The organism is SAR324 cluster bacterium, from assembly GCA_015232315.1.
Taxonomy (GTDB): domain Bacteria; phylum SAR324; class SAR324; order SAR324; family NAC60-12; genus JADFZZ01.
Window position 1 is genome coordinate 346,802 of sequence record JADFZZ010000002.1, and the last position, 15,064, is coordinate 361,865.

Here is a 15,064-nt window from a genome sequence, read left to right on the forward strand (position 1 = left end):
ATTGCTTTATCTGGTTCCAAAGTTCCGGCCTTGGAACCTTTTCCTTATGGCTCCTGCCACCTTGATTTTTTATTCTGAACAACCCGGACATCCTGAAGATCACATCTTCACACAAAAAGAGTCGAGAAGAATTCACATGCAAAGGGAATGATTACCTCTGGTGGGGAACCCTCCTTATCCCACCTCCGGTGGCTTGCCAACGAACCGTGGAATGGCACCAGAGGTGCGTTATGGAACGGTTCCCGACGAGACGTCAGGAACCAGATTAATGTTAAAAAACTTTTGATCGGGTACTTAACTGTATCGGCTTAAATTGGTAGCCGAAAAGATTTCTCACCTACGGTTTGAAATGACACACAGTTCATTGGCCGAAAATGTGACCAACTCCAAATATTCAAAGTCCAGTCAATCAGTGAGTCAGCGCATTTCGAAAGAGGCGATACAGATCAGTCAGTTTTCGATAATAAACATAAATCAGCACTGTTCCAGGCAAGGTCAGGAGAAACAGCCAGGGCCAATCTTGGAGAAACAGAGACCTTAAACCCCAGTTCATCATAATGGTGCCCAAGGCCACACAAAACAGAAACCATGCCAGACGCAGTTCCCAGAATGAAGGTAGTGGTGTGTGTTTAAGGTGAGTTTCATAATAATAAATTTGCTGAGGTACCTTTAGAATATGGAAGTACAACACATGCATCAGCACCCATCCCATCATGATGATCCCCAGTCCGTCACTCAGCCAGTGATGTGCGGACATACTGCGTCCGATAGTCATGGCGATACTGTAGATCAGGGTCAGAATTCCCATGAAAATAGCGGCTGTTCGCCATTTTTTTTCGGCACTGTTGAAGCCGACATAACTGAGGGTCATCAGACTGAACACAGCGGCTGTATGTCCGCTGGGAAAGCTTCCGAAAAATATTCCGTCTGTGATAAAGTGCGGCCCGGATTCATACCAGTTGCTGAAGGGGAACAGACCTTTATAAACCAGATGGGGCCTTGCTCTGCCAACAATCCATTTCAGGCTGTGTACCAGTTCCAGCAGACACAATCCGGCAGTGACAATGAAGCCCAGATAAGGCCGGATTTTATACAGTTTTGAAGGAGCTACCGTTTTTTTCCAGGCCAGCAGATAGGTCGCAAGGGCTCCCAGTTGGAAGATAATCCCCGGATCAGAACCACCGAAACCGCTACCTTCAAACAAGGTTCTGCGCATGAATTCCATGTATTCAGGCCATTGATGTTCATACAGGAACCGGGTCCATGAATAATCCAGTGGAATGATGGCCAGCATCACAAACACTGAGGTGAGTAGCAGTAGCAACAAACCCGAACGGGAAGAGAATTGTTTTCGATTCATGGCCTGTTTTTTATAAGTGGTTAGAAATTCGACAGTGGTAAGTTCTCAGCTTTCAGTTCTCAGTTTTGTTGAAGTGTTTGATGTTTATTAAATTTTTAATTTCAATGACTTAGGCGAATGCCAGAAAAGACTATACCGTGAACGGTAGCCCCGGGTTACGTCCCGGGGCAGGCGATAAACCGTGGAATCGCAGTGGGACGTAACCCACTGCTACCGTCTTGAAATAATATTTTACCGCGACAATTCTGGTATGTTTATTTCCGGTGATCGCCTTACAAAGGGCTGAAGGCTGATAACTGAAAACTTACAACTCTTGAGTTAGAAACAACGATTCTGGTGATTTTTTAATGCGGATACTTAAGGTTGTCCAACATGCGCAAACCACAGGCTTTTGCCAGTGCCCGCCCATCTTCAATATTGCTCAGAACATCAGATGGCTCATGGGCATCAGAGTTACAGATGGTGGTGATGTCATATTCCGCGGCCAGTTCCCAGAACGTGCGCCAGGGATAAGCGGCTCTTGGCGTGCCATCCACATCCGGAACTTCAGGTCTCCGGAATCCGTTTCCATTGATTTCGAGCGGGATTTTGGTGCGTTGGGCTGTTTCAAGAATATCCCTGGCACAGGCGTCAATATCAGCATTCCAGTGTTGATTGCAGGTGCCGAACAGGTCTGGATGCGCGATGAAGGCAAAGAGTCCGGATTCCATCATGGTGCATAAATATCGGGCATAAAATAGAAGCGCGGCTGGCGTATTGAGATATGAAAAAGAACTCAGCCATTCACCCTTCACATGCACGTAATGGCCTGCGCCCACCAGATAATCAAACTTTCGCTGTCCCAGAAGTTCATCTTCATAAAACGTGTGGTATTCCAGCAGATACTCACACTCCATGCCTTTCAGAATGGTGATTTCAGGCAATTCCTCTTTGGCGGTAACAAACGCCTGGTCATAGTGATCCAGTTCGCTGAAAGTCATGCGGACATCTTTCCAGCGGTTATCCGGCAAAGCGGTGTGGTCAGAAATGCCGATGATCCGGGAACCCGCATGCATTGCCTGACGGGCATAGTCAATCACGTCACCAGTCGCATGTTGGCAACGATACGTATGGGTGTGATAATTATTCCATGTCATAGCAGTCTCAACGGGATTCCCATTTTTTTACTTTTTCCAGCAATTCCTGACGATTGACTGGTTTCGTGACAAAATCATCACATCCTGCCTTCAGTGCTTTTTCTTCATCGCCTTTCATGGCATGGGCTGTGACCGCGATGACAGGAATATTGGACGTTGCGGCGTTATTTTTCAACCGGGAAGCCAGATCCCAACCGGAAATATCAGGGAGACGCATATCCAGTAGAATCAGATCAGCGGCATCTGTATTCAGAAAACTCAGTAAACCCTGTCCAGTGCTGAAAAACCGCAAGGCGTATTCTTTCCTGTGTTTCCGGAACATGTCTTCAATGACTAACTGATTATTCTCATTATCTTCCACGACCAAAATCGTTTTCATAGCGCTCAAATCCTGAAAATCAATAACAGACACTTTTTTAAAGTTCTGCCATTCTCATTCAAATACAACAAGATAGAAATGGTCATTCTCCAGATAGAAGGTGATGTCGGAGAAAGGTTTTCACTGTCTGGAGAAACGCTTCGGGTTGCTCAACATGCAACCAGTGCCCGCACTGTTTCAAGATCACCATCCGGTAAGCCGGAAAAAGGCGTTTGATTTCAGGGTAACTGCTTTTGGGGATATAATCCGATTGCTCACCACCAATAAACAGAGTTTTTCCCGGATAGGGGGTCTGGCATTCAGGAATGCCTCTCAACCCGGGGAGAGCCTGTGCCAGAATATTCAGCGGAATTTTCCATTCCAGGCCCTGTGAACCATGTTTCAGATTGGTCAATAAAAAAGTGCGAAGGATGCTGGAGGGAATGTCATGCGTCAACAGGGCATCGGCATCCTCTCTCCGGTGAATTATCTGGAGATTGAGTTTGAGCAGACTCTGAATCAATTGCTGATGGGCTGACATGGCATAGGCTATCGGCGCAATATCAGCCACAATCAATGCCTGGATCCGTTCAGGATGCTGGCAGGCCAACCGCATCCCGACTTTCCCTCCCATGCTGTGACCCAGCAAAGTCACACGATCCAGTTTTTGGGAATCCATCCATGCTAACACATCTTCAGCCATCACGGTCCATGACATGTGTTCCTCATGAAAAGATTTTCCATGATTCCTTAAATCAGGAACCCAGACCTGAAACTGCTCAGAAAGAATTTGGGCGATCTTTCTCCAGTTGGTGCCTGAACCAAACAATCCATGCAGAATCACTACGGACGGAGCATCATCCGTTCCCAATTGATAAAAATGCAGGTTTTTTGTGTCTGCTGTCGGGGGCATCGTTCACTGTTAATTCGGGGTTAAATGCTTCTGTGCGTTCACACAGGGAAACTCTTGGCTTGAAAGAACATAAAGGCTGCTTGTATATGTCAACCATAACTCAGACACAAGGATCAATATTTTTGCGAGAGATGTCATGCGCCGAACCCAGGTTCTCCACCTGCTTTTTCGATTTTCATTTTTTCTGCATCAATACCGTATTTACACGGTAGGAATTCTGATGTTTCTCCTTTTGTCTATCGGGGACTCATTGTTCTCCCATTATGGTTTTAGCTTTTATTCCAGCTTGAATCATCAGCTCCTGGGGCAAGTCGCAATCAAATTCAACCAGTTGCAGATCATACCCCAGGTATGGTTGGCTTTGATGGGAATGATTCTGGGAACGCTGATCATCGTCATTTCCTTTGCGTCACAAAAAATTCCCAAGTTGATTGATCTTTATATGCAGGATCTCCCGAGCCTGTATTATGTGTGGTTTCTGGTGGCTTCGGGTACACATACCTTCATGGTGATCGCACTCACGGATACTGGCGCGAATCTTCCGTCAAACCATGTGTTCAACATGATCATTCTGTTTCCGCTCGCATTGATGTTATCGCTGACCTATGTTTTTTATATTCTGCGCTATACAAAGCCGTCCAACATCATCATGAAAGTTTACGAAGATCATATCAATCGTATCCATGAACTGACCTATGGCCGTGTCCGCAATCTCATTGAACTGGAGGTGATACGTCAGTGGTATCAAACCGCGTTGTTTGATTCATTCAATCAACTGGATGATCTGCTGGAGTTTGTTTCATTCAAGGAACCCAAAGCGGATATTATCCACGACATGTGCAATGTAACTCGTGAATATATCAGGAATAAACAGAAGTTTAACCCGGTATTTTTCAAAATAAGCCAGGCCGTTCGACAGGACATTTCGTTCAAAACAATGCTCGGTATGTTTGATGAAATGGAACGGAGCCGTACTTTTTATGAACAGAAATGTTTTCGGTTGCTGGGAAACGCCTACACCAAATTTCTGGATAATGGCGATTTTGACCTTGCGTCACTGTGTGCTTCTGAAATGGCGGAAATCGGGCTAACGGCCATTGAGCAGAACGATGAAGAACTCATGGAAGTGATCATCGTCCGTTTCAATACGGTTCTCCGGTTTGCGATCAAGCATGGGATACGTAACAATGAAGGCCGCAATCTGTATAACGCGGCCTTTCATTATGGGAACTACATCCGGTCACTGGTGAAACATCAAAAAGACGCGCAGGCCAAAAAATGCTTCATGTATCTCAGGGTTTACGGACTGGAAATTTTCAAGCATGGCCGACTGAGTCCTGCCATGTATTTCATTGTGGATGTTTTTGCTTCAGAAATGAAAAAACTTCTGATTCTGCTCTATGCAGAAGGGTGGGATCCACAGCTTCAAAATGCCTTGTTGACAGAAATCCTTCAGGTGGACAATCCTCCAGCCACAGAACGCACTCTTTTGAGCAAGGGGATTCTGATCAACAATGGTGTCCGTATACTTCAGGCAGGACTGGCCCTGTTCGCCATGAGGGAAAACATGCAGGAATTTGTTTCCAGAATTGTCAAGGATATCACTGAGGATTTGGAATTGCTGGATGAAAAAGCCTTTTATCAGGCCATTGACATGACCTGTGTCCGGCTAAGATTCTCAGGTCCAACGTTCTGGGAAGATACTGACCGCGGAAACGTCAATATTTATTACACAAAAGACACAGAGTATATTGACACCTTCCGTGAATTGGTGTTGCAGGAAACAAAACATTATCTGATCACAAAAGTCACTCAACAATATTATCTGGATGATGCCGAAGCCGGATTGCTGTGGGATATTTCGCACACGCCGCCCCATCAGGAATTGATGCCGGTCCTGAAAGACGCCTCCATGTTTGAGTCGGCGATCCAGAACTGGAAAAAAAGTTATACCAGCGCGGATCAACCTCTGCTGGAATCCTTGCGCAATAAAACGGGTTTTACATCGGAAAATCATACGCTGATGCTTTCCTCGCCACAGCAACTGGCACCACAGTCAGAACTCACCCTGTTTTTTTCAGATGCCAGCAAACGTCAATCCTTGAAAAAAGTGGTTCATATTCTGGTCAATACACCGGAATGGATTGAAGTGCGGATGACCGACCAGAAACATTTATTGGCACTTTCCTCAGCGCAAACCATACGATGTCTCTATGCTTCGATGCATCAGCGATATGTTTATGAATTCAAAGGCCGTTGGGTTTATTCAGAAACACAGGATACAGGGCGCATTTATCCGGAGAAACACATGAATGTCACTCAGGAGAACAGCCAAAAACTTGCTTGAAATTTTCTATCGGAGTCTGAATGCGTTATCAAAGTTTGCGTCAATGTGTGGACGATCTGGAGCAACATGGTCATCTCCTACGGATTGCCGTGGAAGTGGATCCCTACCTGGAAATGGCTGAAATCCAGCGAAGAGTGTATCAAAATCAAGGACCAGCCCTGCTGTTTGAACGGGTCAAGGGCAGTCCGTTTCCTGCGGTTTCCAACCTTTTCGGAACAATGGATCGGGCACGGTTCATGTTTCGTTCCACCCTCACGGGTGTTCGGCGAATGATTGAACTGAAAGCCGACCCGTCTCAGCTTTGGCGAGCACCCTGGAAATATGCCGGAGTCAGTCTGGCCGCGTTTTCTTCCTTGCCTCGAAAAGTAAGCTCCGGTCCAGTGTTCGGGGGACAAACCCTCATTTCAAAACTACCCCGGATTCAAAGCTGGCCGGATGATGGCGGCCCCTTTATTCTGCTACCCCAGGTTTTTTCGGAAGATGTGTGCCAACCCGGTATTTTCCACTCCAACCTTGGAATGTACAGGATTCAGCTTGGTGGAAACCAGTATCAGACTGATCATGAAATCGGACTGCATTATCAGCTTCGACGAGATATCGGAATTCACCATACCCATGCGGTGGAAACAGGTTCTCCATTCCGTATCAGTATATTTGTCGGCGGCCCTCCGGCTCATACGCTGGCGGCCGTCATGCCTCTACCCGAAGGTTTGCCGGAAGTCATGTTTGCCGGGGCTTTGGCCGGACGGAGGTTCCGTTATACCCGAATGGCCGGACATGTGATTTCTACCGATGCGGATTTCTGCATCACGGGCACAATCATTCCTGACAAATTGCTGCCGGAAGGTCCGTTTGGCGACCATCTGGGATATTACAGTCTACAGCATCATTATCCTGTGCTGAAAGTGGAGTCTGTCTTTCATCGGACGGATGCGATCTGGCCGTTTACCGTGGTGGGACGTCCGCCTCAGGAAGACACGGTGTTTGGCGAATTGATCCACGAAATCACGGGTCCAATGGTTCCGGTTTCCTTGCCTGGAGTCAGAGCGATCCATGCGGTGGATGCTGCCGGGGTTCATCCGCTCATGTTGGCCATCGGCAGTGAACGCTATCGGCCTGATGTGGAGCGCCAACCCAGAGAGCTGCTGACGCTCGCCAATGCGATTCTGGGCTTTGGGCATTGCTCTCTCACCAAATACCTTTGGATTGTTGCAGGGGAAGACAATCTTCAGTTGAAAGTGGACAACATTCAGGAGTTTTTCATCCATGCCCTGGAGAGGGTTGACTGGAACAGAGATCTGCATTTTCAGACTCGAACAACCATGGATTCGCTCGATTATTCAGGTTCCGGACTCAATTCCGGTTCCAAGGTTGTGATTGCGGCGGCTGGCCCCAAAAAACGGAATCTGGCCATAACAATTCCCTCATCCCTGAAATTGCCGGAGGGCTTCGGGCAGCCCTATCTGGCATTGCCCGGCGTACTGGTCATTCAGGCGCCATCCTATCATCACGAATCAGGCGCAATGGCTGATATTGAGCGTTTGACCAGCCTGATCAACGGCGAAGCTTTGCGAGAATGTCCTTTGCTGATCCTGGCCGATGACAGTGAATTCACGGGCCGAAATCTCAATAACTGGCTCTGGACCACATTCACCCGCTCCAATCCCTCCCATGACATCCATGGTTTTGACAGCTTTACCGATCACAAACACTGGGGTTGCCGCGGCAGTCTCATCATTGATGCCCGGCTTAAACCCCATCATGCGCCGCCACTGATCGAAGATCCTGAAATCACAAAACGCGTTGATCAACTCGGTGCCCCCGGCAAAAGCCTGCATGGACTGATTTGATGCCTGGTATTTTCTGACAGTTGCGCCTCACAATTCCACGGTGTATGATCAGACATCACAAGGAATTTTTCAGAACCCTACAACCACAGGGAGACACCATGCATTTCATCAATCCCAAAACAGACTTTGAAATCGCCAATGAATCCAATCTGTCCAGAGAGAAACTCGATGAACTGGAAAAACGCGAAATGTTCATTCATGACCAGAGAAACGCCATCCGAAAAGCCCTCCGCCAGGGAAAGGAAGAAGGACTCAGGGAAGGTGAAGAAAAAGGAATCCTAAATTCAGTCTTTTTGAAAGGTGCCGGAATCTCGACAATTACAGGGATTCCCAAGGTTTTTTCTTTATATAAAGAGTTGTTTGTCTACGATGATTTCCTTATTGAGAATTGCGGCAATGGACGATAGCCGAGGAAAAGCTTGATTTTAAGCCGGAACATCCATATTTTCCTTAAGTTTTTTTGTTAAAAACGGCCTCACCAAAAGCGCTCAGGTGGTGGTCAATCCAGAATATTATCAACAGGGAAATGTATGAAATTATCTCTCACTACAGAAAATACCCGAGATATTTTTAATGATCTTGCTCAGGCAAATCATAATTACCGTCAGGATTACCCCTCCGATTCAGCAGCACGACAACCCGTTCATACCGTTTATGGCGGAGCAAACCTGTTCAAGGCTGGTGCACCAGGAAAGCTGGGTTCACTGGCACTGAACGCACTGGAAACCTACGCTCCCAATTTTGTGAGTTTCGCAAAAGTTCTGGGTCTTCCCGGATCGGAACGGTTTCCCTCCACCGGTGAAGGATACAAGGATCTGCAGTCCTCGTTGCATGATGATCCTATCGCTGTTAAAAAAGCCTATCTGGACGCCTGGCTGGCGTTTACGATTTATGAACGAGTGGTAAATAAGCTCAAAGCAGAACCCGTGGAAGACAACCGGATTGATTTTGAAGATGGTTATGGAAATCGACCTGATGAAGAGGAAGATGGGCATGCCATTCAGGCGGCTGAAGAAGTGGCCAAAGGCATGGCGGAAAAATCCCTGCCTCCATTTATCGGAATTCGCATCAAGTCCTTCACTGAAGAATGCCATGCTCGTTCTGCCAGAACTCTGGATTTGTTTCTGACCCACTTGGCTTCAAAAACAGGTGGCAAACTTCCTGATAATTTTGTGATCACACTGCCCAAAGTGACCATTCCCCAACAGGTGTCCGCATTGGTCAGACTTTTGGAAACCATTGAAGACAATACCGAGTTTGCCAAGGGTTCACTGAAAATTGAACTCATGATTGAGACCACGCAGTCAATCATCAATAATAAAGGAGAAAACACGGTCCATCTCCTGGTTGCCGCCGCCAAAGGACGTTGCCGCTCGGCGATTTTTGGAACCTATGATTATACAGCAACATGTAATATTACGGCTGTTTATCAGTCGCATACTCACCCCGCGGCAGATTTTGCCAGACATGTGCTTCAGGTTTCCATGGCTGGAACTGGAATCAACATTGTCGATGGCGCAACCACCATCATGCCGATTGGACCTCACAAAATCCCCAAGGAAGGCCCGGGCCTCACACCTTTGCAGATTGATGAAAATCAGGCAGTGGTGCATTCTGCCTGGAAATTACATTTTGATAATATCATGCATTCCTTGAAACATGCCTATTATCAGGGCTGGGATCTGAATCCGGGACAATTGCCCATTCGCTATGCTGCCGTGTATTATTTTTTCCTGAGTAGCATTGATGACGCATCCATGCGGCTAAACGCCTTTTTAAGGCGAGCGGCTCAGGCAACATTGGTGGGAAATACATTTGATGACGCGGCGACAGGGCAGGGGTTGTTGAATTTCTTCCTGCGTGGGATGGCTTGTGGTGCGATCACAGAAGAAGAAGTGCTGTCTACAGGAATCACACTACAGGAATTGCGGTCACGGTCTTTCGTACAGATTGTTCAAAATCGTGCAAAGGCTTCAAAATAATACACAAAACAAAAGGGCTTCGGCCCTTTTGTTGTTCCTATTGTTCAGCGTCTTTACGCTTGAGGTGTAACACAAGTTCATCATCAATCCAGTATTCAATATATGCCGCGGATGTTCGAATCCGGTAGGTGTATCCCTGACGATCTCCCCCCCTGTAAGTTCTAATCGGAAATTCCGTTTGTCCATTGTTCAACCAATACCGATACTGGGCCAGTGGCGCGTCTGATATTTTGACAAGCACGTCTTTTTCCCGATAGGGTTCCCTGATTTTGATCATGAGATCATTGTCCTTGATGTTGATATCTTCCACTACTTCCTGTTTGAGCAGAATAGGCACGAATTCACCATACTGAGGTCCTTCACCCTGGTCATCATTCTGCGGTGGATTTTCAGCGGACTGTGCCCATGCAACCACCCCCAGTAAACAAATTCCAACAATCGAAAACAGGAATCTCCTCAATGTCATAAAGCCTCTTAGAACACAATTATAGATTTTTAACAGGACGATGACGTCGATACAGTTCATCGCGCCAGTGAATAAGATCAGAAAACTCCTGGGACAATACAGAATTGGTCCAGCATTCCTGAGTTTCAGGGCCAAGCGTGATATAACGCGTATTGACCGGAGAAACCATCTGTAGCACAACCGCCATGGCGATGTCGGCATAAGAAAAATAATCCAGTAAATACATTTCAGTTTGCTTCAGGGCCTCACGCAGTGCCCGAAGTACATTACGGATCTCTTCTTCATAATGCGGAAGAGACCTGGAATTCAGTCCATATTTTTTAACGATAAACGAGGCTCCCATCAGCGCGACGGGTTCCATCAACGGGTGAATCACTTTGGGAATAGAACGTGGCAAGCTTTCACGAAGCGCTTTGGTGTTGTTGAGCATGGCATGAGTGACCAGTGCTCTTCCGGCCGCCAGTGCTGTTTCACTTTTCTGGTTCCAGTTCAACATGGCCTGTTCTCCACCTTGTGGAAACAGCGAGGTTCCAGAACCATACCATTCGCTGTGTTTTGCGATATCAAAAGAGTCCGTCAGCACTTTCCCGTTCGTGATCAACACGGGAACTGTCGCTTTTCCTGTTAAATTCTTTCTGATGGTGCGCAGCATGACTTCGCCCAGCATGGGAACGTATTCCCTTTCCTTGTAACGAATGTTGTGATGATCCAGTGCCCATCGTGCTTTTTCGGACCAGGGCGAATATGAAATGGCAATCAATGTATTTGACATCTTGGTGAAGCCTTCTCTTGTATCTAAAAAATAGAATTTGTTACGAAATATGGATTTTGAATGATCCCGAAGGAACAGACACTGTTCTCCAAACCAAACACTCTATTATTTCAAAAACGGAAAGCAATCAAATGAGCAAGTGTATTCTTTGGTATAATCCACGTTGCGGTAAATCATGATAGGATCTTTACCGGGAGTGGTCACTTTTTGAGCCACAAAACGTAGATGTGATTCTGTGTGTTTGCCCTGATCCCCGGCAAATACACAGGACGTCCAATATTGATCCGACTGTTCCTATTCAAAATTGAACGGTGAACATTAATACATTTTCCCATAATGCTACATTAGTGGGTTTGAGAATCTATGAAATACCCTGTGTAAAGGGGAAATTTAATTCAACAATTTCAGTAAAAATTTTACATGCTCAAAAAAAAATGTAATTCCTCTTGACATCCGGAACCTATTTTTGCCATAAGCCAATTTGCAGGAACGATTCCTATTCTCTCATGAAAGATGAATCGTGCAATGCGTGTATTGTTCCAAGCATTCATCTTTTTAAGGTATTTGTGAAAAACCTGTTATTCAGCTTTTTAACTGGACTTGTGAAAGCACGCATCCTCAATTTTTCATTCATTCATTCATTCATTCATTCATTCATTCATTCATTCATTCATTCATTCATTCATTCATTCATTCATTCATTCATTCATTCATTCACCTGAGAATTCCTTCGTTTCTCTGGGTTCCAGCCTGTAAAAAATACCATTCACAATCTCTTCTGATTTTTTTCAGCGTATTAGTTTTTTTGTTGCTGGAAAATGCCTGCGTTTATGGCAAGGGTCCTGGCGATCAAACCATTGATAAAACCGGCACCACCCGTTTGATGGCCGCGGCTTACGGTAACAACCCCACGTTAGTGAATCAATACATCAAGGCGGGAGCCAAACTGGATCTACAGGATAAAGACGGTTGGACTGCGCTCATGTATGCCGCTCAGGAAGGCCATGCGGAGATGGTCAAGCTTCTGCTGGACAAAGGCGCGGACGCCAAAATCAAAACCAAACAGGGTTTCACCGCCCTGGATATTGCCAGGAACCGTCAGCATCAGTCCATTATTGATTTGTTGTCGCCTCCACCAGTAGTGGCAGCCCCATCCACACCCGTGAGTCCTCAGACATCATTGGCGCAACCGATGGAATTCCCCCAGACCACGGAAGCACCTTGCATTCCCGAGGAGATTGAACGGCTACGACAATCTGGCATGAAAATCACGCAAATTGCCCGTCATTGCGGATTCACCCCGGATTCATCCCGTTCTGCGGCGGATGCGGTCCGTGGAACTCCCGTGGCATCCACCGAGACGTTTTCCACCCCGGTTACGAATCCATCGAAAACGGCATCCACCGAAACGTTTTCCACCCCGGTCACGAGTCCATTGGAAAATGAAGCCGTGCCTGATGAGCCGAGACCGTCAAGCCGTGTTACCTCCACGTATAGCCGCCATCGGCTCAGTGTTGGTCTGGGGCTTGTCAAGGGGGGATATGAGGATGCCAATATTTCTTCACCTGGATGGTTCGACGCCTCCGGGACCGGCTGGGCCATGGAATTGCTGAACTACGAATATTTTTTTAATCCACATTGGAATGTTGGAATACAATGGGCTAAGTCGTTCACCGTTTTTCAATCCTTTGGCAGTTACTCGATTGAATTTTCGGAATCCATCCGGGCTGTGAGCCTTGGATATGGCTGGTATCAGGGACGTATGCTGATCAATCCTCGCTTTGTTTTTGGATTAGGAACCAGTTCCCTACGAATCAAAAACAGTGGCGGAAGCACACTGGCGAAATATGAGGGAGACGCCGCGCTTAACGGTATTGAGCTTCCTGTCTATTTTGAGGGGAACTCGGTTTTACACACTGGACTAGAGATAGGTCTTTATGAAAGTGGAACGAATTTCGAATCGGGCAATACAACTGGAAAAGCACGGGTTAGGCTGGCGGTATTGTTTCTTATTGGCGCTCATTTTTAGTTTTTGGGGCTGTGCTGTCCCGGAAAAGAAGGTCGGTTGGATGTTAAGATTGTGATTTTAGATACCTGGTGAGTACGTGAACGCTCCGGCGTCTCATCAGTTCCTTCAACGAAACTGGAGCATAACCTCTTAAAAAAGAGGACACATGAATCACATAATAAAACCCTTAGCGGCATTACTGGCCGGTTCAATGATGCTTTCGAGTTGTTCCACTATGTTCAATAGTGGTTCCCAAACGATAATCGCTCGCAGTACCGATGGCAGTGAAGGAATAAAAGTAGAGGTGAGTTCATCTACGGGTTCCTATCCGACCAAATTACCGGCGACATTGGCGGCGGAACCCTCCCACTCAGGCGTGAGTATTCGAGTCGTGGATCAATGTTATGATAGTACCATTGTGACCGTTAATCAGAGTATCACCCCCTCGTTTTGGGCGAATTTTTTATGGATCAGTGGTTTTTGGTTGGGGATGGGGGTTGATGCTGTTACCGGAAAACTATGGAAATACGACAACAACGTAGCGGTTCCCGTCAACAAAAAGGCAGAGTGTGAAAATAACACTAAAGCAAGTTGAGGATGTATAAACCAAACCAGGTTAGAAATGCGTATTTTTTCTCAATATTTTTCGCCTTCGGCTCGAAATGACAGTCAACCCTGTGTCATCTCGAGGGATCTTCTATACATTCTCACCTTTGTAAGGTGCGAATGTATAGATCACACAAACAGGATCAGTGTATTAACATTTCACAAAGGGAGGCGGGTCATATGAAAGAGAAACAAATTTTAGCCAGAGCCAGAATACAGGAAAAACTTGGATCAATTTTGCAGTGCTGTTTGTTATGGGCGTTCATTTTTAGTGTTTGGGGTTGCGCCATTCCGGAAAATGATGTGTCCAACCAAACCGGCGGTAGCGAAGTGCTCTCTTCATCCGGTTCAAGCGGGAAAGCCGGACAATTGGCAGCCGGAGATTTTCATACTTGCGCCATTGTGAATGGCGGCGCCGTGAAATGTTGGGGACAAAATCTCATGGGACAACTTGGCAATGGAAAGACGGCTTATTCCGCGTCAATTCCAGTTAGCACGGGTAATATATCCACAGCCACGGCAATTGACGCGGCATATGCCCAAACATGTGCCGTCCTTGCCGATGGCAGTGTTCAATGTTGGGGCGATAACTCCAGTGGACAACTCGGAGACGGCACAACCACGAATTCCGCCACCCCTGTCAGTGTAACCGGGATCTACACTGCCACCGCCATTGCCATGGGAAGTTCTTTCGCTTGTGTGATTTTGTCCGGTGGAACCGTGCGGTGTTGGGGATGGGGGAATACGACTCCTGTCAGTGTAACCGGGATTTCCACCGCCACCGCCATTGCTGCGGGCCAGTCTTACGCCTGTGTGATTTTGTCCGGTGGAACCGTGCAATGTTGGACCTCATCCTCATCCAATACACCGACAAGCATAAGCGGTATTGCCACCGCCATCGCCATCGCCGCTGGATATTCTCATATCTGTGTGATGCTTTCCGCCGGCAGTGTTCAATGTTGGGGCGATAACTCCAGTGGACAACTCGGAGACGGCACAACCACGAATTCCGCCACTCCTGTCAGTGTAACCGGGATCTCCACCGCCACCACCATTGCCACGGGAAATTTTCACACCTGTGCAATTTTGTCCGGTGGAAACGTTCAGTGCTGGGGAAGTGATCTTTGGGGAGAATCAGGCAGTGAGGCGTATGGAGAATCAGGCAATATGTTGTGGTACAGTCACTTTAGAGTATGCATGTTCCCGATCCTCTGCTAAAATGAAGAAAAAGGAGGTGGATTATGAAACAAGCATCACGACACTATA

13 protein-coding genes are annotated in these 15,064 nt (G+C 46.8%); 7 read left to right on the top strand and 6 right to left on the bottom strand.

Features of this window, described 5'->3' with window-relative positions:
- Window positions 1–409: 409 nt before the first annotated feature.
- The 4 genes from HQM11_02975 to HQM11_02990 all read right to left on the bottom strand — a co-directional run bounded on the left by HQM11_02975 (window position 410) and on the right by HQM11_02990 (window position 3,767).
- Complete coding sequence (locus HQM11_02975) at window positions 410–1,360, bottom strand: phosphatase PAP2 family protein (GenBank protein ID MBF0349963.1); 951 nt, start codon at window positions 1,358–1,360, stop codon at window positions 410–412.
- Window positions 1,361–1,704: 344 nt separating this feature from the next.
- Complete coding sequence (locus tag HQM11_02980; GenBank protein ID MBF0349964.1) at window positions 1,705–2,496, bottom strand: histidinol-phosphatase; 792 nt, start codon at window positions 2,494–2,496, stop codon at window positions 1,705–1,707.
- Between the two features lie 7 nt (window positions 2,497–2,503).
- Window positions 2,504–2,875, bottom strand: coding sequence for a response regulator (locus tag HQM11_02985; GenBank protein ID MBF0349965.1), 372 nt, complete (start codon window positions 2,873–2,875; stop codon window positions 2,504–2,506).
- An 82-nt stretch (window positions 2,876–2,957) separates the two neighbouring features.
- The gene (locus HQM11_02990) at window positions 2,958–3,767 is read right to left on the bottom strand and encodes an alpha/beta fold hydrolase (GenBank protein MBF0349966.1); all 810 of its coding nucleotides are present in this window, start codon (window positions 3,765–3,767) and stop codon (window positions 2,958–2,960) included.
- Window positions 3,768–3,903: 136 nt separating this feature from the next.
- Between HQM11_02990 and HQM11_02995 the strand changes: the two genes are divergently transcribed.
- From HQM11_02995 to HQM11_03010, 4 genes are all read left to right on the top strand, one after another.
- Window positions 3,904–6,114 carry a hypothetical protein gene (locus HQM11_02995; protein MBF0349967.1) on the top strand — a complete coding sequence of 737 codons (2,211 nt, stop codon included), beginning with the start codon at window positions 3,904–3,906 and terminating at the stop codon, window positions 6,112–6,114.
- Window positions 6,115–6,134: 20 nt separating this feature from the next.
- Window positions 6,135–7,964, top strand: a complete 1,830-nt coding sequence (locus HQM11_03000) for a UbiD family decarboxylase (protein MBF0349968.1) — start codon at window positions 6,135–6,137, stop codon at window positions 7,962–7,964.
- A gap of 98 nt (window positions 7,965–8,062) precedes the next feature.
- On the top strand, window positions 8,063–8,371 hold the full coding sequence (locus HQM11_03005; protein MBF0349969.1) for a hypothetical protein: 309 nt from the start codon (window positions 8,063–8,065) through the stop codon (window positions 8,369–8,371).
- 123 nt (window positions 8,372–8,494) lie between these two features.
- Window positions 8,495–9,946 carry a phosphoenolpyruvate kinase gene (locus tag HQM11_03010; protein MBF0349970.1) on the top strand — a complete coding sequence of 484 codons (1,452 nt, stop codon included), beginning with the start codon at window positions 8,495–8,497 and terminating at the stop codon, window positions 9,944–9,946.
- A 37-nt stretch (window positions 9,947–9,983) separates the two neighbouring features.
- On the opposite strand, the gene HQM11_03015 is transcribed toward HQM11_03010, so the two are convergent.
- Together HQM11_03015 and HQM11_03020 are read right to left on the bottom strand one after the other, a co-directional pair.
- Window positions 9,984–10,412, bottom strand: coding sequence for a hypothetical protein (locus tag HQM11_03015; GenBank protein MBF0349971.1), 429 nt, complete (start codon window positions 10,410–10,412; stop codon window positions 9,984–9,986).
- A 19-nt stretch (window positions 10,413–10,431) separates the two neighbouring features.
- On the bottom strand, window positions 10,432–11,184 hold the full coding sequence (locus HQM11_03020) for a glutathione S-transferase (protein MBF0349972.1): 753 nt from the start codon (window positions 11,182–11,184) through the stop codon (window positions 10,432–10,434).
- Window positions 11,185–11,989: 805 nt separating this feature from the next.
- Between HQM11_03020 and HQM11_03025 the strand changes: the two genes are divergently transcribed.
- The 3 genes from HQM11_03025 to HQM11_03035 all read left to right on the top strand — a co-directional run bounded on the left by HQM11_03025 (window position 11,990) and on the right by HQM11_03035 (window position 15,016).
- A complete protein-coding gene (locus tag HQM11_03025) occupies window positions 11,990–13,213 on the top strand; it encodes an ankyrin repeat domain-containing protein (GenBank protein ID MBF0349973.1) in 1,224 nt (407 codons plus the stop codon).
- Window positions 13,214–13,358: 145 nt separating this feature from the next.
- Window positions 13,359–13,787: a hypothetical protein gene (locus HQM11_03030; protein ID MBF0349974.1), complete on the top strand. Its 429-nt coding sequence runs from the start codon at window positions 13,359–13,361 to the stop codon at window positions 13,785–13,787.
- Between the two features lie 191 nt (window positions 13,788–13,978).
- A complete protein-coding gene (locus HQM11_03035; protein ID MBF0349975.1) occupies window positions 13,979–15,016 on the top strand; it encodes a hypothetical protein in 1,038 nt (345 codons plus the stop codon).
- Window positions 15,017–15,064 lie beyond the last annotated feature (48 nt).